Origin of the sequence: Curtobacterium sp. VKM Ac-1393 (genome assembly GCF_015350995.1) — a bacterium.
Classification (GTDB): domain Bacteria; phylum Actinomycetota; class Actinomycetes; order Actinomycetales; family Microbacteriaceae; genus Curtobacterium.
Genome location: NZ_JADKRW010000002.1, coordinates 13,318 through 34,408 on the forward strand (window position 1 = coordinate 13,318; position 21,091 = coordinate 34,408).

The window sequence follows — 21,091 nt, forward strand, 5'->3', positions numbered from 1 at the left end:
AGCGCGACGATGAAGCCACTCGACCCGCGACTCCTGCGCCTGTCGCGGACGGCACGTGGCTTCATCGTCGCGGCCACCGGCACCGGCGTCCTCCGCACGGTCGCGACCATCGCGATCGCCTGGGGGATCGCCGCCGCCGTCACCCTCGGGATCGACGCCGTCCGGGTCGGCCGTGTCCCGGAGGCGTTCGGACCAGCCGTCGCGCTGCTCGGCGGGGCCTTCGTGCTCCGCGCCGTGGCGGCGTGGGCGACCGACGACCTGGCGGCCCGTGCCGCGGCGAAGGTGAAGAGCGAGATGCGCACGACGGTGCTCGCCCGCGCCGCCGAGCGGGGTCCGTCCTGGCTGGCGGGCCGGTCGAGTGCGGGGTTCGCCACCACCCTCGGTCCTGGCCTCGACGCGCTCGACGCCTACTTCGGCCGCTACCTGCCGCAGCTCGCACTCACCGCGATCGCCACGCCGGTGCTGCTGGTCGCGATCGGTCTGGGTGACCTGACGAGCGGGCTGATCATCCTGTTCGCCCTGCCGGTGATCCCGGTGTTCATGATCCTGATCGGGCTCGCGACCCAGTCGTTGCAGCGGAAGCAGTCCGACGCCCTGGCGAAGCTCGGCGGTGCCTTCCTCGAGGCCGTCGAGGGCCTCGCCACCCTCAAGGTCTTCGGTCGTGCCCGGCGGCAGGTCGGCCGCATCGGTGCCGTCACCGACGAGTACCGCCGCGGCACCCTCGGCGTGCTCCGGCTGTCGTTCGTCAGTGGGTTCGCCCTCGAGCTCGCCGCGAGTCTGTCGGTGGCGCTCGTCGCGGTGTCGATCGGCATCCGTCTGGTCGACGGCTCGCTCGGGCTCGGCGCGGCGATGTTCGTCCTGGTCCTCGCTCCAGAGGCATTCGCGCCGATCCGTCAGGTCGGCGCCGACTTCCACGCCGCCCAGGACGGCGTCGAGGCGTCGGCGGCGGTCCTCGACGTGCTCGACGACGACACGGCCACCGGTTCCGAGACGACCGCCCACCTCGCTGCACCTGCCGCTGCGGCCCTGTCCGTGCGCGGTCTGACCGTCCGCCGACCAGACGTCGTGATCGGTCCGCTCGACCTGCACGCCGAGCGCGGCACGGTCGTCGTCCTCGCCGGGCCGAGCGGCTCGGGCAAGTCGAGTCTCATCGCGGCACTCCGCGGGGTCCTGCCGCACGACGGCACGGTCGTCGTGCCGGGTCCGGCCGGCGCGGCGACCGCCGACCGCACGACCTGGGCCGACCAGCGACCCCGACTCGTCCGCGGCACCGTCGCCGAGAACGTCGCGCTCAGCGCGACCCCCGACGCGGTGGACGTGCTGACCGCGTTGCGCGACGCGGGGCTGGATGTCGACCCGGGCCTCCCGGTCGGTGCCGGCGGCAGCGGTCTGTCCGGTGGCCAGGCGCAGCGCGTCGCCGTCGCGCGCGCCCTGTACCGGGTCCGCCGCGTCGGGACACCACTCGTGCTGCTCGACGAGCCGACCTCGGCACTCGACGCCGAGGCCGAAGCCCGCGTCGTCGCGGCGATCCGCGGCATGGCGGCCGACGGCGCGGTTGTCGTGGTCGCCAGCCACCGACCGGCGGTCGTGGCCGCGGCCGACGTCCGGGTCGACATCGGCACCGGCGGGTCGGTCACCGTCCGGACGGGGGTGCGCGCATGAGCCGCCAGGGTCGTGGAGCGTCCGTCCTGCGCCTCGCGATGCCGCGCGGGTCGGGCCCGGCCAAGGCGGTCGCCGCCGGCGCGCTCAGTGCGGTCTGCGCCGTGGCGCTCCTCGCCGCGAGCGGCTACCTGATCACCCGTGCCGCAGAGCACCCGCCGATCCTCTACCTGACCCTCGTGATAGTCGGTGTGCGGGCCTTCGCACTCGGCCGGGCGACGCTGCGCTACGTCGATCGGCTCGCCGGACACGACGCCTCGTTCCGCCAGCTGGCGGTGGTGCGCACCGAGATGTACCGGCGGCTCGCATCGGTCGCGCCTGCGGGCCTCGGGAGCACCGGGCGTGGAGACCTGATGACGCGTCTGGTCACCGACACGGACCGACTGCAGGACCTGCCCATCCGGGTCGTCGGACCGCTCGTGTCCGCCGGGGTCGTCGCCGTGCTGTCCGTCGTCGCCGTCGCGTTCGTGTCGGTGCCGGCAGCGCTCGTGCTCCTGCTCGCCCTGACGGTCGCGGCACTGCTCGGATCGGTCGTGACCCTGTCGATCGCGAAGCGCTCCGACCGCGAGACCGCGGCGGACCGGGGGCGGGTCGCCGACCTGGTGCTCGACACCGTACGGACGCTCGACGTCTTCGCCGCGTACGGCACCCTCGACGAACGGCTGGGCCACATCGCCCGGCTCGACACCGCCGTCACGCGTGCCGTTCGTCGCCGTGGCGCGGTCGAGTCCCTGGTCGGTGCCCTCGTCGGGCTCGTCGGGGGCGCGGCGGTCGTCGGCATCCTGGCCGTCGGTGCGCCCGCCGTGGTGTCGGGAGCGCTCGACGGTCCGCTCTGGGCACTGGCCGTGTTCGTGCCGCTCGCCCTGTTCGAGGTCATCGGGGGCGTTCCCCTCGCAGTTCTCACGTTCCGCCGCGTGCGCGCTGCCGCCGAGCGGGTCGAGCAGGTCGTCCCCACCGAGGTCCCTGAGGGCATCGTGCCGGAGCCCGACCAGGACGCCGATCCGGCCGACCTGGCCGTGCCCGGACCGGTCACGGTGGCGCTGCGCGACCTGACCGTGCGGTGGCCCGGGGCCGCGGAGCCCGCCGTCGACGGGGTCTCGCTCGACCTGCTGCCCGGCGAGGTCGTCGTGCTCGAGGGCCCGAGCGGCGCCGGCAAGTCCACCCTCGTCGACGCGCTCGTCCGGTTCGTCGACCACCGGGGCTCGTACACCCTCGACGGCGTCGAGGCGAAGGACATGCACCCCGACGCCGTCCGCGCGCGCATCGGACTCATCGAGCAGGACCCGTTCGTGTTCGACCAGTCCGTGCGCCAGAACCTGCTGTTCGCCCGCGAGTCGGCGACCGACGACGACCTGCTCGCCGTCCTCGACCGGGTCGGCCTCGGCGAGTGGGTCGTCCGACGCGGCGGGCTCGACGCCTCGGTGGGGGAGCGCGGGGGACTCGTGTCCGGCGGACAGGCACACCGGCTCGCCCTGGCCCGGGCGCTCCTGCACGCGTTCCCGGTGCTGGTGCTCGACGAACCGACCGCCGACATCGACCCGGACCTCGGCGACGCCGTGCTGCGCGACCTCGTCACGACGGCCCGCGCAGCGGGACGGACGGTCGTGATCGTGTCCCACGTGCCGGTGGCGCCGGACCTGGTGGACCGGACCCTGCGGATGCGGGACGGACGCCTGCTCGACCCGTGAGCCGACAGGCGGACGCAGGACGGGCCTCCCGGCTTGTATCGTTGACGACCGTGACCACCGAGCAGCACGCCGAGGACCCGAACGCCTACGACTTCCGTCGTATCCAGGAGAAGTGGCAGCCCCGCTGGGAAGAGCTCGGGCTCTTCACCACCGACCTGGACGACACGCGTCCGCGCAAGTACATCCTCGAGATGTTCCCGTACCCGTCCGGCGACCTCCACATGGGGCACGCCGAGAACTGGGCGCTCGGCGACTTCGTGGCGCGCTACTGGCGCCAGCAGGGCTTCAACGTCCTGCACCCCATCGGTTGGGACTCCTTCGGCCTGCCCGCCGAGAACGCCGCGATCAAGCGCGGGGTGGACCCGAAGGACTGGACCTACGCGAACATCGCGCAGCAGAAGGCGTCCTTCAAGCGCTACGCGCCGTCGTTCGACTGGAGCACCGAGATCCACACCTCGGACCCCGAGTACTACAAGTGGAACCAGTGGCTGTTCCTGAAGATGTACGAGAAGGGCCTGGCGTACCGCAAGGACAGCTGGGTCAACTGGGACCCGGTGGACCAGACCGTGCTCGCGAACGAGCAGGTCCTGCCCGACGGCACCTCGGACCGCTCCGGCGCCGTCGTCGTCAAGAAGAAGCTGACGCAGTGGTACTTCAAGATCACGGAGTACGCGGACCGTCTGCTCGACGACCTCAACCAGCTCGAGGGACGGTGGCCGGCCAAGGTCATCGCGCAGCAGCGCAACTGGATCGGCCGCTCGGTCGGTGCCGACGTCGACTTCGTCATCGAAGGACGCGACGAGCCCGTCACGGTGTTCACGACGCGCCCCGACACGATCCACGGCGCGACGTTCCTGGTCGTCGCACCGGACTCGGACCTGGCGGCTTCGCTCGTTTCGTCTGCTCCGGACGACGTCCGTGCTGCGTTCGATTCGTACCTGGTCGCCACCCAGAAGACCTCGGAGATCGACCGGCAGAACGCGGACCGCCCGAAGACCGGCGTGCCGCTCGGCCGCTCCGCGATCCACCCGTTGACGGGCGAGCGCCTGCCGATCTGGGCCGCCGACTACGTGCTGGCCGACTACGGGCACGGCGCGGTCATGGCCGTGCCTGCGCACGACCAGCGCGACCTCGACTTCGCGCGCACGTTCGACCTGCCGGTGAAGGTGGTCGTGGACACGATGGCCGCCGTGACCGGTGCGATCCCGGTCATCGACCCTTCGGCCCCGCCGGAGGACCTGCCCTCGCTCGACCCCGTCGTGACCGGTGAGGCGCTGACGGGCCAGGGGCGGATGATCAACTCCGGGCCCCTCGACGGCATGTCGAAGCAGCACGCGATCACCGCCGCGATCGCACTGCTCGAGGAGCGCGGGACCGGTCGCGCCGCCAAGACCTACCGCCTGCGCGACTGGCTCATCTCGCGCCAGCGCTTCTGGGGCACGCCGATCCCGATCATCCACGGCGCCGACGGCAGCGAGCACCCGGTGCCGCTCGACCAGCTGCCCGTGCGGCTGCCCGACACCGAGGGACTCGACCTCAAGCCGAAGGGCACCTCGCCGCTCGGCGGTGCGACGGACTGGGTCAACGTCCCGAACCCGGTCGACGGCACGCCGGCGCTCCGCGACACCGACACGATGGACACCTTCGTCGACTCGTCGTGGTACTTCCTGCGGTTCCTGGCGGCGAACGACGACACGCAGGCGTTCGACCCCGCCATCGCCCGCAAGTGGGCCCCGGTCGACCAGTACATCGGCGGCATCGAGCACGCGATCCTGCACCTGCTGTACGCCCGCTTCGTCACCAAGGTCCTCTTCGACCTCGGCTACCTCGACTTCACCGAGCCGTTCTCGGCGCTGCTCAACCAGGGCATGGTGCTGTCCGGCGGCTCGAAGATGTCGAAGTCGAAGGGCGGTGTCTCGCTCGGCGACGAGCTCGACGCGAACGGTGTCGACGCTATCCGCCTGGTGATGGGCTTCGCGGGACCGCCGGAGGACGACATCAACTGGGAGGACGTCTCCCCGTCCGCCTCGGCACGCTTCCTGGCGCGTGCCTACCGCCTGGCGACCGACGTCACCTCGACGCCGGACGCCGTGTGGGCCGAGGGCGACCGCGCCCTGCGTCAGGTCACGCACCGGTTCCTGGCCGATGCACCCGGCCTGATGGAGTCGTTCAAGTTCAACGTCGTGATCGCACGGCTCATGGACCTGGTCAACGTGACCCGCAAGGCGATCGACAGCGGCCCCGGTGCCGCAGACCCCGCCGTCCGTGAGGCCGTCGAGACCGTCACGCTCGGGCTCGCCGTGTTCGCGCCGTACACCGCTGAGGAGATGTGGGAGCAGCTCGGCTACGAGGCCACTGTCGCCACGTACGGCTGGCGGAAGGCCGACCCGACGCTGCTCGTGCAGGAGACGCTCACGGCCGTGGTGCAGGTCAACGGCAAGGTGCGCGACTCGTTCGAGGTGTCGAAGTCGATCGATCCGGCCGAGCTCGAGGCACTCGCGCGGGCATCGGCGAACGTGCAGCGGTACATCGGCGACCGCGAGATCGTGAAGGTCATCGTGCGGGCGCCGAAGCTCGTGAACATCGCGATCAAGGCGTAGTCGGCGGGCGGCGGCCGTCCACGGGGCGTGTGCGGTCGGCCGTCCACGGGGCGTGTGCCATCGGCCGTCCACAGGGTGGGTGCAGGCGGCGCTCGTCCACAGTCCTGATCTCCGGAGCCCGGCCCGTCGGCTGGGCTCCGTAGCGTTCGGGGCATGTCGTCGTCATCGCCTGCACCACCTCCTGCGGGGCCGTGGTGGTCACGGATCGCGCTGTCGCCGCGTGCTGCGGTGGTGCTGGCCGGGGTCGTCGTGGTGGTCGCGCTCGTGGTGGTCCTGGTCGGGTCGCTGGCGGATCGCGGAGGTGCCGGTGCGGGCGGGCTCGTCGTCAGTGGAGCGCCGACCGCCGCGGAGCCGTCGGCGTCGCCATCGGCCGTCGGCTCGGCGACCGCGGGTCCGGCCTCCGTCGGTGGGACCGCTGCCACCGGCGCAGCACGTGTGGTGGTGCACGTGCTCGGGGCGGTCGAGCGCGACGGTGTTGTGCGCCTGCCGCCGTCGAGCCGGGTCACGGACGCCATCGAACAGGCCGGCGGCGCGACGGCGGACGCGGACCTCGACCGGTTGAACCTCGCCCGGGTGGTGACCGACGGGGAGCGGCTCTACGTGCCGCACGTGGGAGAGGACGAGGTCCCAGCGGCGCTCGATCCGGTCGACGGCGGCGCGGCCGCAGCGGGCGGCGGCGGTGACGGGGCTGCGGGTCCCGCGGGAACCAGTCCGGACTCCGTGGTCGACCTGAACAGCGCCGACCAGGCTGCGCTCGAGACCCTGCCCGGCATCGGTCCGGGGTTGGCCGGACGGATCCTCGCCTGGCGTGACGAACACGGCCGGTTCGCCGCGGTCGAGGACCTGCTCGACGTCAGTGGCATCGGCGACGTCCGGTTCGCCGAGCTGCGCGACCGCGTGCGGGTCTGAGCCGTGTCCGTGGAGCTCCGGCCGAGCCTGACGGATCTGCGGGTCGGGGTGCCGGTGGCGATCGTCTGGATCCTGGTCGCGGTACTGGTCGGGGTGCCGGGGGCAGCTCCCGTCGTCGGGATCGTCGCCGCCGTGCTGGCGGGAGCGAGCGGCGTCGTCCGCGGTCGGTGCTCCTCGGCGCACCGGGTCGTGCTGGCGTGTGCGGGACCGGCGTTCGTCGTCACGACCCTGACCGCGCTGCTGACGGTGTCGGTCGCCGTGGGCGAGACCCGACGCGTGCCGCCACCACTCCTCGCGCTCGCATCCGGGGCCGGGTCGGTCTCGTTCGACGTGGTCCTGTCGCGGGACCTGGCGGCTGGGGACCGCTCGGTCCTCGCGCGCCTCGAGCGTGCGGACGACCTCGGCGGGTTGCGGGTCCCCGTCCGGCTCGTCCCCTCGGGCGAGCAGCGCGACGGTGCGCTGGCGGCCGGCACACGCCTGACCGGGAGCGGAGCGCTCGGCGGCGACGAACCCGGGGCGGCGACGGCGTTCGTGCTGTTCGTCCGTGGGGTGCCGGCCGCCGAGGCACCCGGAGGCTTCCTCGGAGTGACCGACACGGCCCGCCGGGCGTTCGTCCGGACGACCGAGGGGCTTCCCGAGCCCGGGGCGGCACTCCTGCGCGGAATGGCGATCGGTGACCGGTCCGGACTGGACCCGCACACCGAAGCCGCGATGGAGACGTCCGCACTGACGCACCTGACCGCCGTGTCCGGAGCGAACTGCGCGGTGATCGTCGGCCTCGTCGTCGTGATCGGGCGAGCGTGCGGCGCATCCCGTGGCGTCCGAGCGACGGCGGCGATCGCGGTGCTGCTCGCGTTCGTGGTGCTCGTGCGGCCCGATCCGTCGATCGTCCGGGCCACGGTGATGGCGGTCGTCGTGCTGGTCCTGCACCTGTCCGGTCGCCCTGTGCGCGGTGTGCCGCTCATCGCCCTGGCTGCGATCGGCATGCTGGTGGTGGACCCCTGGTTCGCGCGGTCGTTCGGGTTCGCCCTCTCCGTGCTCGCCACGACCGGCATCGTCGTGCTCGGTCCGCCGCTCACCGTGTTCCTCGCTCGACGCCTGTGGACACCGGTGGCTGCGGCGCTGGCCGTCCCGGTGGCTGCGCAGGTCGCGTGCTGGCCGGTGACGATCCCGTTGTCCGCGGCGCTGCCGACCTACGCGGTACCGGCGAACCTGCTGGCCGAACCGCTCGCGCCGGTCGTCACGGTGATCGGGCTCGCGGCGTGCCTGCTCGCTCCGCTCTGGCCCGCGGGCGCGCAGGTGCTCGCCGCGGTCGCGTGGGTACCGGCCGCGGCGGTCGGGGGTGTCGCCCACGGGGCAGCCGCCCTGCCGTTCGCCGCTGCACCCTGGCCGGCCGGAGCGCTCGGTGTGGCCGGTGCTGCGCTGGTGTGCGGCTGCATCGCGGTGGCGGTGCTGGTCCGGGGTCGGCTCGGTTCCCGGTTGGTGCTCGCAGCGGGCGCGGTGGTCGTGATCGGCGTCGCGGCGGTCGCCGTCCCGGTGCTCGTGGTCCGTGGTTCGGTGCCGGGCGACTGGTCGGTCGCCGCGTGCGACGTCGGGCAGGGGGACGCCGTGCTGCTCCGTGGCGAGGCCGCCGTCGCCCTCGTGGACACCGGCGACGACGAGGAACGGCTCCGGGCATGCCTGGACCTGCTCGGGGTGGACCGGATCGACCTGCTCGTCCTCACGCACTTCGACCGCGACCACGTCGGTGCCGTGGGAGCGGTGACCGGCCTGGTCGAGACCGCCCTGGTCGGACCGGTCGGCCGCGCGTCGGACGATCGGGTGGTCGACGACCTCCGACGCGCCGGGGTCGACGTCCGGAGTGCCGACGACCGGGTCTCCGGCTCCCTCGGGCCGCTCGCCTGGCGCGTGGTGTGGCCCTTGGCCGGCGATCGTGCCGCCGGCAACGACGCGAGCATCGTGCTCGTGACCGAACCGCCGCCCGGTGGCGGCTGCCCCACGTGCCTGACCGGCGTCTTCCTCGGCGACCTGGGGGAGTCCGTGCAGCGTCGGCTCCGGGTCGGCGGCGGACTGCCCGCCGGTCCGGTCGACGTGGTGAAGGTCTCGCACCACGGTTCGGCGGACCAGGACCCGCTGCTGTACCGGCAGCTCGCCGCCCGCATCGGGCTCATCGGCGTCGGTGCGGGCAACACGTACGGGCACCCGACACGATCAGCACTGACGATGCTCGCAGCGTCCGGGACGACGCCCTACCGGACGGACGAGCGGGGCCCCGTCGTGGTCGGGCGTGCCGGCACCGACGACCTGCGGGTGTGGACGGAGCGCACGCCGTCGGTGGCCGCCCGTAGGATCGTCGGAGCACCCGTCGCACCGGCACCGTCCGGATCGGCACCACCGGAAGGACCGCATGCCCGCCAAGAAGCCCGCGCGCGCCGCAGCGAAGATCGACCAGGTTCCCTGGTCGGGGATCCGACCGGCTCCCGTCGTGCTCATCACCGGCCCCGAGGCGTTCCTCGCGGACCGGGCGCGTGGTGTGCTGAAGGACCTGCTCGTGGGCGAGGACCCGGCGCTCGAGGTGCACGACCTCGAAGCCGACCAGTACGCCCCCGGCATCCTGGCGACCCTGGCCAGCCCGTCGCTGTTCGGCGAACCGCGGCTCGTCCGGGTCACCAACGTCGAGAAGTGCACCGACGCCTTCATCACCGAGACGATCTCGTACCTGCAGGCCCCGGCCGACGACGTCACCCTGGTGCTCCGACACGGCGGGGGCGTCCGCGGCAAGAAGCTGCTCGACACGATCCGCAGCGGGGTCGGCGGTGGCGTCGAGGTCCTCTGCGACGAGCTCAAGCGCGAGACCGACCGCATCGACTTCGTGAACGCCGAGTTCCGGGCCGCGCGACGCAAGATCGCACCCTCGGCGGTCCGGACCCTCGTGGTGGCCTTCGCCGACGACCTGGCCGAGCTCGCCGCGGCGTGCCGACAGCTCCTGGCCGACGAAGCACAGGAGATCACCGACAAGGTGGTCGACAAGTACTACGGCGGCCGCGTCGAGACGAACGCGTTCAAGGTGGCAGACATCGCCCTGGCCGGACGGTCCGCTCCGGCGATCGTCGAACTGCGGCACGCCCTGGCCACCGGAGAAGCCCCCGTCCCGATCGTCGCCGCGTTCGCGAGCAAGATCCGCACTATGGCGAAGGTCAGTGCGTTCCGTGGGCCGAGCGGTCAGGCGGCGTCGGCCCTCGGGATGGCGCCGTGGCAGGTGCAGCGCGCGCAGCGTGATGTCGCCTCGTGGAGCGAGACCGGGCTGGCGAACGCGATCACGAGCATCGCCGAGGCCGACACCGCGGTGAAGGGCGGCTCGCGCGATGCGCACTACGCGCTCGAGGTCATGGTCCGCACCATCGCCCGACGCGGCGAGGCCCGCTGAGGCGACCCGCGCCTCCCGGCTGTCGCACGTCCGGTCGTCTCACGTCCTCGAGTGAACAGAAGACGACGGGTGCACCCGCGGAAGCCGTCGTTTTCTGCTCACTCGAGCGCGCACGCAGCGGAGGCGCGCCGCGCGCCGCCCCCGCACGCGGCCCCCGCCCCGCAGACGACGAAGGCCCCACACCGAACGGTGCGGGGCCTTCGTGCGACGCTCAGGAGATCAGAGCGACGCAACCTTCTTCGCGATGGCCGACTTGCGGTTCGCGGCCTGGTTGCGGTGGATGACACCCTTGCTCACGGCCTTGTCGAGCTTCTTCGACGCGGTGGCCAGGGCCGCAACGGCCTTGTCCTTGTCGCCAGCGGCAACGGCGTCGTTGGTGTGACGGATGAACGTCTTCAGCTCCGACTTGTAGGCCTTGTTGCGCTCGGTGGCCTTGAGGTTGGTCTTGATGCGCTTGATCTGCGACTTGATGTTCGCCATGTGTAGCTCCTGCTTCGTCTCGTACGGGTGGGCGCGACCGCGGGGTAGAGGGGCCCTCGGTCGCATCGCGTTCCACCCGTGGGCGGGGAACGCGCAAGCCAGCCACCAACATTACCAGGCGAACGGCCCGCCACCAAAGCACGAAACACCGCTGGATCGGCGTGATCTCGCGGCAACATGCACCGGATACGGTGACGGACATGCCATCCCTCGCGCCTCGGATCGACACCGTGCCCGCCTCCGGCATCCGGAGGGTCTTCGAGCAGGCAGCGCTGCTGCAGTCCTCGGGGACCGCGGTCACGATGCTCGTGATCGGCGAGCCGGACGTGCCGGTGGCACCGCACATCGGCGACGCGGCCCGTCGGGCGTGGACCGAGGACCGCACCGACTACACGCCGAACGGCGGCATCGCACCACTGCGCGAGGCGATCCGCGACAAGCTCCGCCGCGAGAACCGCATCGAGGTCGACCTCGAACAGATCTGGACGACGATCGGTGCGACGCAGGCGCTGTTCCAGGCGATGACGCTGACGCTGGGCCCCGGCGACGAGGTGCTGGTGCCGGACCCCGGGTACACGACCTTCACGATGAACGCGCACATCATCGGCGCGACCCCGGTGCCGTACCGACTCGAGCCGCAGCACGGCTTCGAACCCGACCTCGAGGCGCTCGAGGCGAGCGTCACCGAGCACACCCGCGTGATCGTCGTGAACTCGCCGTCGAACCCGCTCGGCTCGGTGTTCGGCGAGGACACCCTCCGCGCGCTGCTGGCCTTCGCGAAACGGCACGACCTGTGGGTGATCAGCGACGAGGTCTACGAGTACTTCACCTACGGCACCCGGCACGTCAGCCTGGCCGCGCTCGACGAGGACGACCGGGTGTTCTCGGCGTTCTCGTTGAGCAAGACGTACGCGATGACGGGCGTCCGGGTGGGGTACCTCGTGACACCGAAGGGCCTCGGCCCGACGATGCGCACCACGCAGGAGGCCATGATCAGCTGCGTCGCCGAACCCGACCAGTACGCGGCACTGGCGGCGATCGTGGGGGACCACTCCGCGGTGCGCGACGCCCGCGAGCACTACCGCGCGAACCTCGAGGTCGCGAAACAGGTCCTCGACGCCGCCGGCATCCGGTACCTCGACCCGCGCGGTGCGTTCTACCTGTGGGTCGACCTGTCGCACGCCTCGGACGGCGACGTCGCGGCCTGGGCGCTCGGCCTGCTGCAGCGCGAGGCCGTCGCGGTCGCGCCCGGCAGCGCGTTCGGCCGCACCGGCGAGGGCTGGATCCGCGTGTGTCTGGCGGCGACGCCGGACGACCTCCGCCGTGGCCTGGGCGCGTTGCCCGCGCCGGCGCACGTCGCCGTCTGACGCTGGAGCGTGCGGCCGGGAGGCCCGCCCCGTGTCCGCCACGCATCGCACCGTGCGAGGTCTGGTCGCGTTCCGTGCCCGGTTCCGGATTCCGTGCGAGGTCCCGCCCCTCGCACGGAATCGGGAACGCCGCACGACGGTGCGGCGTCGCACGGTGCGACGCACGCACGAACTCGCACCGACCTCGCACCGTGCGAGCCGCGCTGCGCGACGCCGGCACGCAAGCATGGGAGACTGGGCCGACCGTCCGACCCACCTGAGGAACCGTGAGCCCACAAGCATCCGCTCCGCTCGAGCCCGCCGCGACCCCGGCCGGCGCGATCCGCAACTTCTGCATCATCGCGCACATCGACCACGGCAAGTCCACGCTGGCCGACCGCATGCTGCAGATGACCGGCGTCGTCGAGGAGCGCGCGATGCGCGCGCAGTACCTCGACCGCATGGACATCGAGCGCGAGCGCGGCATCACGATCAAGTCGCAGGCCGTCCGGATGCCGTGGGAGCTCGACGGCGAGACCTTCGCGCTCAACATGATCGACACCCCCGGGCACGTCGACTTCTCGTACGAGGTGTCCCGGTCCCTCGCGGCTTGCGAGGGCGCGATCCTGCTCGTCGACGCCGCCCAGGGCATCGAGGCGCAGACGCTCGCGAACCTGTACCTGGCGCTCGAGAACGACCTCGAGATCATCCCGGTGCTCAACAAGATCGACCTGCCGGCGGCCGAACCCGAGAAGTACGCGGCCGAGCTCGCGCAGCTCATCGGCGGCAAGCCGGAGGACGTCCTGCGGGTCTCCGGCAAGACCGGCGTCGGCGTCCCCGAGCTCCTCGACCTGGTGGTCCGGCGCGTGCCGGCACCGGTCGGCGACGTCGAGGCCGCGCCGCGCGCGATGATCTTCGACTCGGTCTACGACAGCTACCGCGGTGTCGTGACCTACATCCGGATGATCGACGGCTCCATCAAGCCGCGCGAGAAGGTCCAGATGATGTCGACGAAGTCGACGCACGAGATCCTCGAGATCGGGGTGTCGAGCCCCGAGCCGATCCCGACGAAGGGGCTCTCCGTCGGCGAGGTCGGCTACCTCATCACCGGCGTGAAGGACGTCCGCCAGTCCAAGGTCGGCGACACCGTCACGAGCGCCCAGAAGCCCGCGACCGAGGCACTGCCCGGCTACACGGACCCGAAGCCCATGGTCTTCTCGGGCCTGTACCCGATCGACGGGTCGGACTACCCGGACCTGCGCGACGCGCTCGACAAGCTCAAGCTGTCCGACGCGGCCCTGGTCTACGAACCCGAGACGTCGGTGGCGCTCGGCTTCGGCTTCCGCTGCGGGTTCCTCGGTCTGCTCCACCTCGAGATCATCACCGAGCGGCTCTCGCGCGAGTTCGGCCTCGACCTCATCACGACCGCGCCCAGCGTGATCTACGAGGTCACGAACGAGGACAACTCCGTGACCGAGGTCACGAACCCGTCCGAGTTCCCCGGCGGCCGCATCGTCGAGGTCCGCGAGCCCATGGTCCGCGCGGCGATCCTCGCGCCGAAGGACTACGTCGGCGCGATCATGGAGCTCTGCCAGTCGCGCCGCGGCTCGCTGCTCGGCATGGAGTACCTCGGCGAGGACCGCGTCGAGATCCGCTACGAGATGCCCCTCGGCGAGATCGTGTTCGACTTCTTCGACCAGCTGAAGAGCAAGACGCAGGGCTACGCGTCGCTCGACTACGAACCCATCGGCGACCAGGCGGCCGACCTGGTCAAGGTCGACATCCTGCTGCAGGGCGACCAGGTCGATGCGTTCAGCGCGATCGTGCACCGCGACAAGGCCTACGCCTACGGCACGCTGATGACCGAGCGCCTGCGCAAGCTCATCCCGCGTCAGCAGTTCGAGGTGCCGATCCAGGCGGCCATCGGTGCCCGGATCATCGCCCGCGAGAGCATCCGCGCGATGCGCAAGGACGTCCTGGCGAAGTGCTACGGCGGTGACATCACCCGCAAGCGCAAGCTCCTCGAGAAGCAGAAGGAGGGCAAGAAGCGCATGAAGACGATCGGTCGGGTCGAGGTCCCGCAGGAAGCCTTCATCGCGGCGCTCTCCGGCGACGTCGAGGAAAAGAAGAAGTAGCGCCCGTCGCGCCGGGCGCCGACGTTTCGCGCTGAGCGACACCGCACGCGCCGGGGCGGCCGTGGAGTGTCGCGGAGCGCGAAAGTTCGCCCGCGCCGGTCGGCGCCGGCGGCCGCGGTCGTGCGCCGTCAGCGGGTGCGCGCGGCGCGGGTCCGCAAGGCGGCCAGGCAGAGGGCCGGGAGGCTCGCGGCGGCGAGTCCCGCCAGTGCGGTCCGCAGGATGGTCCAGTGCGCGACCGCGTCGAATCCCGTCTGCTCGCCCGCGGCGATCCCGGCGACGACCGCGCCGACCACCAGCACGAGGGTCACCGCGCCGAGCACCTGTGGCAACCGCTGAGCGCGGTGGCGACGAACCGCGGTGACCAGGGTCGCCCCGAACAGCAGGACCCCGGCGCCCGCGCAGCAGGCTCCGGCGGCGGCGATGACGTTCGCGGTGTCGAAGCCGTCCCACGCGCCCGGGGCGACGGTCGAGTAGCGCGCGGGCGACGCTGCTGCGGTGGTCGTCACGTCCACCAGGGCGCGCGCGAGCGCGGCGGCGCCGAAGGCGACGAGCGTGAGCAGGGCGAACGTCGCAGTCCGACGGTCGACGGACCGGCGGGGCGCGGGGGTGGAGCGGGGCACGGGGAAACGATACGGGCGTGGCGGGCGTGTGTCGGGCCTCCAGTTCGGGGCGCACGCGAACCGGACGATCCTTCGGTTCGATCCGACGGGGCAGGCCCAAGTAGGCTGGCGGCATGAGCATCCGCGGGAGCTACCGGACCGCCCTGACCTACGGCGCGGTGGGGGCGACCCAGGCGTCGGACCTCATGACGTACCCGCCCGAGGGGTTCACCCCCACGGAGTCCCGGGCGCGGATCGGGCACGGCGACCAGCGGTTCGAGACCGCCGTGACGCAGGCCCTGACCTGGCAGATCCAGGAACGCAGCGGCATCCGTGTGCAGGTCGAGGACCAGCCCGACGACGACGAGGTCCGCTACAACCCGGTGACCTTCGACGACGACGGCGTCCCGATCGCTCCCGCGTCGATCGGCACCCCGCGCGTCGAGAAGTTCGCCCCGGACGGCACCCCGCTGCTGACCGCCGGCACGAGCGCGACGCTGACGATGCACGCGTTCGGACAGACCGTGCAGGCTCCGGTGCGGGTGGTGTCGATCATCGACGAGCACGATCGCAAGGGGTTCGCCTACGGCACGCTCGAGGGGCACCCGCTGTCGGGCGAGGAGTCGTTCGTCGTCGAGCGCACCTCGGACGGCTCGGTGTGGCTGCAGATCCGGCAGTTCTCGCAGCCGGCCGGTCGGAAGTGGCGGTTCGTGGCGCCGTTGCTGCGTCGGCAGCAGAAGGTCATGGCCGAGAAGTACCTGGCGGCGCTCCGCGGGGACTAGCGCGCGGCGACCAGCGCGCGGCGACTAGCGCAGAGGCGGCAGCGCGGCGATCGCGTCCTCGATCAGGGCGGCGTCGACCCGGCAGTCCCTCGCGACGGTGACGGCGTTGGTCGCACGCAGGGCTTCGACGTCGAAGACCCCCGTCGCGACCGCCAAGAAGGGGATGCCCGCGGCGTCAGCGGCTTCGCCGTCGCGCGGGGTGTCGCCGACGATGACCGCCCGGGTCCCCGCGAGTTCGGCGGCGGCGCGCATGGTGACGTCGGCGCGCTCGACCTCGGTGTCGCCGAAGTACGAGTGGTCCCAGTCGAACAGCGTCTCGTCGAAGCCCGCCCCGGACAGCTTGACCCGCGCGCGGTACTCGGAGTTGCCGGTGAGCAGGCCGTTCCGCCACCCGAGCTCCGCGAAGCGGGTGAGCAGCGCGGTGGCCCCGGGGACGGGGGAGCGGTGGTCACCCGAGGCGTGCCGCTCGGCGGTGAGGTCGCGCAGGTGGCCGCTGACCGTGGGGATGATGGTGTCCTCGAACGCGTGTGCGCGGACGTGCTCGGCGATGAGCCCGGCGTCGGTGCGCCCGTGCTGGTGGCCGACGCGCAGGGTGAGGTCGCGGCCGACCGCCCGCTCGAGCGCGAGGTGGTACAGGTTGCCCGGGGACGACGCGTTCATCACGAGGGTGCCGTCGATGTCCCACAGGACCGTGGTGGGGACGGGGTGGTGCTCCATGCGTCCATCATGACGGAGAATGGACTCCATGCCGAGTGCTCTCCCGATCGCCGATCCAGCACCAGCGGACGGGCTGATCACGCCGCGCGCGGCCGCGGGCTCCGCCGCCGGTCCGGGGGATGCGTCCGACCCGACGTCCGCCGAGGGCGCCGTGCCGTTCGGGGTGTACGTCCACGTGCCGTTCTGCCGGGTTCGCTGCGGCTACTGCGACTTCAACACGTACACGGCGTCCGAGCTCCGGGGCGTGCGCCGCGACGACTACGCCGGCCACGCCGTGCGCGAGATCGAGTGGGCCGCGACCGTTCTCGACCGGTCCGGGGTGCCGCGCCGGCCGGTGTCGACCGTGTTCTTCGGCGGCGGCACCCCGACGATGCTGCCGGCGTCCGACCTCGTCATGATCCTGCGGGCCATCGACGACACGTGGGGGATCCTGCCCGGCGCCGAGGTCACGACCGAGGCCAACCCGGACTCGGTCGACGCCGCGTCGCTGCAGACCCTGCGTGACGGCGGGTTCAACCGGGTCAGCTACGGCATGCAGTCCGCGGTGCCGCACGTGCTCGCGACCCTCGACCGCACGCACGATCCGCTCCGGGTGCCCGTGGTGGTGGACCTGGCGAAGCAGCTCGGCCTCGACGTCTCGCTCGACCTCATCTACTCGACGCCGGGGGAGTCGCTCGCCGACTGGCGCACCTCGCTCGACGCCGCGATCGCCTGCGAACCCGACCACGTGTCGGCGTACTCGCTCATCGTCGAGGACGGCACGGCGATGGGCCGCATGGTCGCCCGCGGTGACCTGCCGGCCCCCGACGACGACCTGGCCGCGGACATGTACGAGCTCGCCGACCAGGTGCTCGGCGACGCCGGGTACTCCTGGTACGAGGTCTCGAACTGGGCGCGCGTCGACGCTGACGGCGGCACCGCGCGGCACGCGAGTCGGCACAACCTGTCGTACTGGAAGGGCCACGACTGGTGGGGTGTCGGCCCCGGCGCCCACTCCGCCGTCGCCGGCACGCGCTGGTGGAACGTGAAGCACCCGGCCGCGTACGCGAACCGGGTGCTGTCCGGCGAGTCGCCGGCCGCCGGGCGCGAGGTCATCGACGACGAGACCCGGTACGTCGAGCGCCTGCTGTTGGCCGCTCGCGTCCGCGGGGAGCTCGCGACGAGCGAGATCCGCCAGGAGGCCCGTGGCCGGGTCGCGGGACTCATCGCACGTGGTCTCGTGGACGGGTCGGCCGCGGTGCGGGGACGCATCGACCTGACCCTGCAGGGTCGCCTGCTCGCCGACGCGGTGGTGCGGGAGCTGCTCGACTGAGCCGTCCTGCCTACTGCTTGATGAACTCGATCGACAGGGGGTAGCGGTAGAACTGGCCCTGGTTCGCAGCGACCGCCGCCATGATGCCGAAGACGATCGTCAGGATCGCGATGATCGGGAGCAACAGTGCCCCGATCAGCGCGAGCGTCAGGATCCCCGACACCACGTAGGCGATGCCCACCGTGATGTGGAAGTTCAGTGCGACCCGGGTGTGCTCGCGGATGAAGCCGCCGCGGTCGCGCAGCACCAGGTACGCCACGAGCGGTGCGACGAAGTTGAAGAAGATCCCGCCGATGTGCGTGAGGGTGGCCCAGAGCCGCTGGTCCTCCGGGCTCATCGGCTTCGGCGGGGTGTACCCGCTCGGGTACTGGGGCCCGTTCGGGTTCTGCGGGCCACCGGGCTGCTGTCCGTAGGTCATGGCGGCAGCGTATCGGGGCTGCAGTCGCGCGGGCGTAGGATCAGCAGTCGACACGTCCGAGTGCCAGATCGACCAGGAAGGAGCGCTCGTGGTCAGTGAACGCAGCCTCGAGGTCCTGAAGGCCATCGTGCGCGACTACGTGGCGTCCCGCGAACCGGTCGGCTCGAAGACCATCGTCGAACGGCACGCCTTCGGCGTCAGCGCCGCCACGATCCGCAACGACATGGCCCTGCTCGAGGACGAGCAGCTCATCGTCGCCCCGCACACCTCGTCCGGCCGGGTCCCGACGGACAAGGGCTACCGGTTGTTCGTCGACCACCTCGCCGCCGCACGGCCCCTGACGAGCGCCCAGCGGCACGCGATCGAGACGTTCCTCGGCGCCCCGAACGACCTCGACGAGGTCCTCGGACGCACCGTCCGCCTGCTCAGCCAGCTCACGAACCAGGTCGCCCTCGTGCAGTACCCCTCGATGGTGCGCGCCCGCGTCCAGCACGTCGAGCTCGTCCGACTCGGCGACACCCGGCTCATGATCGTGCTGATCACCGACACCGCCCGGGTCGAGCAGCGCGTCGTCGAGACCGACGTCGCGCTCGACGAACCGCTGCTGACCGAGCTCCGGACGGTCCTGAACGCGGCGTCCGTCGGCCTGCTGCTGCAGGACGTCCCGGCGTCGCTCCGTGCCGTGCCGCAGCAACTCCGACCAGCTGCCCAGACGCTCGCCGGCGTCGTCGTCGCGACCCTCATCGAGCAGGTCGCCGCGAACCGGCAGGACCGCCTGGTGATGGCCGGTGCGGCGAACCTGGCGAAGAGCGAGCAGGACTTCTCAGGCGGCCTCTTCCCGGTGCTCGAGGCGATCGAGGAACAAGTCACCCTGCTCCGCTTGTTCGGGGAGATGCAGGTGGACGACATCGCCGTGGCAGCGAGCATCGGCGTCGAGAACGCCGAGTACGGACTCGACGCCACGAGCATCGTCGCCGGCGGGTACCTCGCCGGTGGCGGCGAGGTAGCGCGCCTCGGCGTCCTCGGGCCCACCCGCATGGACTACGGCACCAACATGGCGGCCGTCCGAGCCGTCGCACGGTACCTGTCCAAGCTCTTGGGCGAACACTGATCGACTGCAACACCGACCGACCGACCGAACACAACCGACTGAGGGATACGTGGCAGACCACTACGACGTCCTCGGCGTCCAGCGAGACGCCTCCGAGGCCGACATCAAGAAGGCCTACCGCCGCCTGGCGCGTGAGCTCCACCCGGACGTGAACCCTGCTCCAGAGGCAGCCGAGCGGTTCAAGGACGTGACGCACGCGTACGACGTGCTGAGTGACCCCGAGCAACGGCGCCGCTACGACGCCGGGCCACAGGCCGACAGCCCCTTCGGCGGCGGCGCCGGCGGGTTCAGCGACATCTTCGACGCCTTCTTCGGCGGCGGTGGGGGCGGCGGCCGGGGCAGCGGTCCCCGGAGCCGTGCCGAGCGCGGGCAGGACGCCCTCCTGCGCATCGACGTCGACCTCGACGAGGTCGTCTTCGGCACCCACAAGGACGTCGAGGTCGACACCGCCGTCCTGTGCGAGACCTGCCACGGGTCGTGCTGTGCGCCCGGCACCAGCCCGCGCACGTGCGACATCTGCGGCGGCTCCGGCAGCATCCAGCGGCAGGTGCGCTCGCTGCTGGGCAACGTGGTCACGAGCGCACCGTGCGGCACCTGCCGCGGGTACGGCACCGTCATCCCGAGCCCCTGCCCGACCTGCCAGGGTCAGGGCCGCGTCCGCGCGCGTCGCACCGTGCCGGTGGACATCCCTGCCGGCGTCGACTCCGGCCTGCGGCTGCAGATGCCCGGCCAGGGCGAGGTCGGCCCCGCGGGCGGTCCGTCCGGCGACCTGTACCTGGAGATCCGGGTGCGGCACGACGACGTCTTCAGCCGTGACGGCGACGACCTGCTCGCCACGCTCGAGGTCTCGATGACCGACGCCGTGCTCGGCACCACGACGACGATCGACGGTCTCGACGGGCCCGTCGAACTCGAGATCCGCGCGGGTGTGCAGAGCGCCGACGTCCTCGTCATCAAGGACCGCGGCATCACGAAGCTGCGCGGGAGCGGCCGCGGCGACCTCCGGGTCGGTGTCCAGGTCATCACGCCGACGAAGCTCTCGCACAAGGAACGGCAGCTCGTCGAGCAGCTCGCGAAGTCGCACAAGGCGGCGGCGCCGCAGCTCGCCCGGTTCCAGCAGGGCATGTTCGGCAAGCTCCGCGACCGCTTCTTCAACTTCTGATGGCGTCGCTCTACGTCGTGGAGTCGCTCGACGGAGTCGCCGTCGGCGGCTCCGTGACGCTCGACGGGGCGGAGGGGCGGCACGCCGTGACCGTCTCGCGCGTGCGGGTCGGGGAGACGCTGCGGATCTCGGACGGCCGGGGGACCGTGGTCTCCGGCGCGGTGGACTCCGTCGACCGCGATTCGCTGGTGCTGTCCGTCGCGTCGCTGTCCGTCGATCCGCTGCCGGTCCCGTCACTGACGCTCGTGCAGGCGCTCGCCAAGGGCGGCCGCGACGAGATGGCGGTGCAGGCGTCGACGGAGATCGGCGTCGACCGGATCGTGCCGTGGTCGGCCGCGCGGAGCGTCTCACGGTGGGAGGGCCCCAAGGTCGAGAAGGGCCGGTCGCGGTGGACGGCCATCGCGCACGAGGCCGCGAAGCAGGCGATCCGATCCCGGGTACCCGAGGTCGGGCCGCTCGTCACGACCGGCCAGCTCGTGCCGGCGCTCGGTGCCGGTGCTGTCGTGCTCGTGCTCGACCCCACCGCCAGCGTCCGGCTCGCGACGTGGGAACCGTCGGCCGACGTCGACGAGATCGCCCTGGTGGTCGGACCCGAGGGCGGCATCGACGGCTCCGAGCTCGACCGGCTCGAAGCCGCGGGCGCGGTCCGGGTGCGACTCGGCGACAGTGTGCTGCGGACCTCGACCGCGGGTCCTGCGGCCCTCGCGATCCTGCAGGCCGGACTCGGACGCTGGTGAGGGAAGGCC

General features: G+C 72.0%; 16 protein-coding genes and 1 pseudogene. 13 read left to right on the forward strand and 4 right to left on the reverse strand.

From position 1 onward, the window contains the following. Window positions 1–9 precede the first annotated feature (9 nt). The 6 genes and pseudogenes from cydD to holA all read left to right on the forward strand — a co-directional run bounded on the left by cydD (window position 10) and on the right by holA (window position 10,283). The gene (gene cydD / locus ITJ59_RS03890) at window positions 10–1,662 is read left to right on the forward strand and encodes a thiol reductant ABC exporter subunit CydD (RefSeq protein ID WP_194649841.1); all 1,653 of its coding nucleotides are present in this window, start codon (window positions 10–12) and stop codon (window positions 1,660–1,662) included. Further along, window positions 1,659–3,347: a thiol reductant ABC exporter subunit CydC gene (gene cydC, locus ITJ59_RS03895; protein ID WP_194649842.1), complete on the forward strand. Its 1,689-nt coding sequence runs from the start codon at window positions 1,659–1,661 to the stop codon at window positions 3,345–3,347. The genes cydD and cydC overlap by 4 nt, the downstream gene beginning before the upstream one ends. A 50-nt stretch (window positions 3,348–3,397) precedes the next feature. Beyond that, complete coding sequence (gene leuS / locus ITJ59_RS03900; protein ID WP_194649843.1) at window positions 3,398–5,947, forward strand: leucine--tRNA ligase; 2,550 nt, start codon at window positions 3,398–3,400, stop codon at window positions 5,945–5,947. Window positions 5,948–6,100: 153 nt separating this feature from the next. Beyond that, the gene (locus ITJ59_RS03905; RefSeq protein WP_194649844.1) at window positions 6,101–6,856 is read left to right on the forward strand and encodes a helix-hairpin-helix domain-containing protein; all 756 of its coding nucleotides are present in this window, start codon (window positions 6,101–6,103) and stop codon (window positions 6,854–6,856) included. Window positions 6,857–7,519: 663 nt separating this feature from the next. Beyond that, window positions 7,520–8,617: pseudogene (locus tag ITJ59_RS19765) on the forward strand (ComEC/Rec2 family competence protein); the annotation flags it as partial. A gap of 646 nt (window positions 8,618–9,263) precedes the next feature. Further along, window positions 9,264–10,283 (forward strand): DNA polymerase III subunit delta, encoded by a 1,020-nt coding sequence (gene holA / locus ITJ59_RS03915; protein WP_194649845.1) that lies wholly within the window; start codon window positions 9,264–9,266, stop codon window positions 10,281–10,283. 219 nt (window positions 10,284–10,502) lie between these two features. On the opposite strand, the gene rpsT is transcribed toward holA, so the two are convergent. Further along, window positions 10,503–10,763, reverse strand: coding sequence for a 30S ribosomal protein S20 (gene rpsT / locus ITJ59_RS03920; protein WP_111085752.1), 261 nt, complete (start codon window positions 10,761–10,763; stop codon window positions 10,503–10,505). A 200-nt stretch (window positions 10,764–10,963) separates the two neighbouring features. Here rpsT and ITJ59_RS03925 point away from each other — a divergent pair, with 200 nt between their 5' ends. Both ITJ59_RS03925 and lepA read left to right on the forward strand, forming a co-directional pair. Then, window positions 10,964–12,130, forward strand: coding sequence for a pyridoxal phosphate-dependent aminotransferase (locus ITJ59_RS03925; RefSeq protein ID WP_194649846.1), 1,167 nt, complete (start codon window positions 10,964–10,966; stop codon window positions 12,128–12,130). 266 nt (window positions 12,131–12,396) lie between these two features. Continuing rightward, complete coding sequence (gene lepA / locus ITJ59_RS03930; protein WP_123292544.1) at window positions 12,397–14,244, forward strand: translation elongation factor 4; 1,848 nt, start codon at window positions 12,397–12,399, stop codon at window positions 14,242–14,244. Between the two features lie 128 nt (window positions 14,245–14,372). Here the strand turns inward: lepA and ITJ59_RS03935 are convergent, their stop codons facing one another. Then, entirely contained in the window at window positions 14,373–14,933 is a 561-nt protein-coding gene (locus ITJ59_RS03935) for a DUF6264 family protein (RefSeq protein ID WP_323749431.1), read from the reverse strand. A 44-nt stretch (window positions 14,934–14,977) separates the two neighbouring features. On the opposite strand from ITJ59_RS03935, the gene ITJ59_RS03940 reads away from it, so the two are divergent. Then, on the forward strand, window positions 14,978–15,625 hold the full coding sequence (locus tag ITJ59_RS03940) for a DUF1990 family protein (RefSeq protein ID WP_194649848.1): 648 nt from the start codon (window positions 14,978–14,980) through the stop codon (window positions 15,623–15,625). Window positions 15,626–15,649: 24 nt separating this feature from the next. Here the strand turns inward: ITJ59_RS03940 and ITJ59_RS03945 are convergent, their stop codons facing one another. Next, on the reverse strand, window positions 15,650–16,342 hold the full coding sequence (locus ITJ59_RS03945; protein ID WP_194649849.1) for an HAD family hydrolase: 693 nt from the start codon (window positions 16,340–16,342) through the stop codon (window positions 15,650–15,652). Between the two features lie 28 nt (window positions 16,343–16,370). Between ITJ59_RS03945 and hemW the strand changes: the two genes are divergently transcribed. Further along, window positions 16,371–17,654, forward strand: a complete 1,284-nt coding sequence (gene hemW / locus ITJ59_RS03950; RefSeq protein WP_194649850.1) for a radical SAM family heme chaperone HemW — start codon at window positions 16,371–16,373, stop codon at window positions 17,652–17,654. A 10-nt stretch (window positions 17,655–17,664) separates the two neighbouring features. Here the strand turns inward: hemW and ITJ59_RS03955 are convergent, their stop codons facing one another. Then, window positions 17,665–18,072, reverse strand: a complete 408-nt coding sequence (locus ITJ59_RS03955) for a DUF4870 domain-containing protein (protein ID WP_228511050.1) — start codon at window positions 18,070–18,072, stop codon at window positions 17,665–17,667. 88 nt (window positions 18,073–18,160) lie between these two features. Here ITJ59_RS03955 and hrcA point away from each other — a divergent pair, with 88 nt between their 5' ends. From hrcA to ITJ59_RS03970, 3 genes are read left to right on the forward strand one after another with little or no spacing between them, the layout of a single operon-like run. Beyond that, on the forward strand, window positions 18,161–19,183 hold the full coding sequence (hrcA, locus tag ITJ59_RS03960; protein WP_194649851.1) for a heat-inducible transcriptional repressor HrcA: 1,023 nt from the start codon (window positions 18,161–18,163) through the stop codon (window positions 19,181–19,183). 49 nt (window positions 19,184–19,232) lie between these two features. Beyond that, window positions 19,233–20,345 (forward strand): molecular chaperone DnaJ, encoded by a 1,113-nt coding sequence (gene dnaJ / locus ITJ59_RS03965; RefSeq protein WP_194649852.1) that lies wholly within the window; start codon window positions 19,233–19,235, stop codon window positions 20,343–20,345. Further along, window positions 20,345–21,082: a 16S rRNA (uracil(1498)-N(3))-methyltransferase gene (locus tag ITJ59_RS03970; RefSeq protein WP_194649853.1), complete on the forward strand. Its 738-nt coding sequence runs from the start codon at window positions 20,345–20,347 to the stop codon at window positions 21,080–21,082. Before dnaJ ends, ITJ59_RS03970 begins: the two co-directional genes overlap by 1 nt. The last annotated feature ends 9 nt before the right edge of the window (window positions 21,083–21,091 follow it).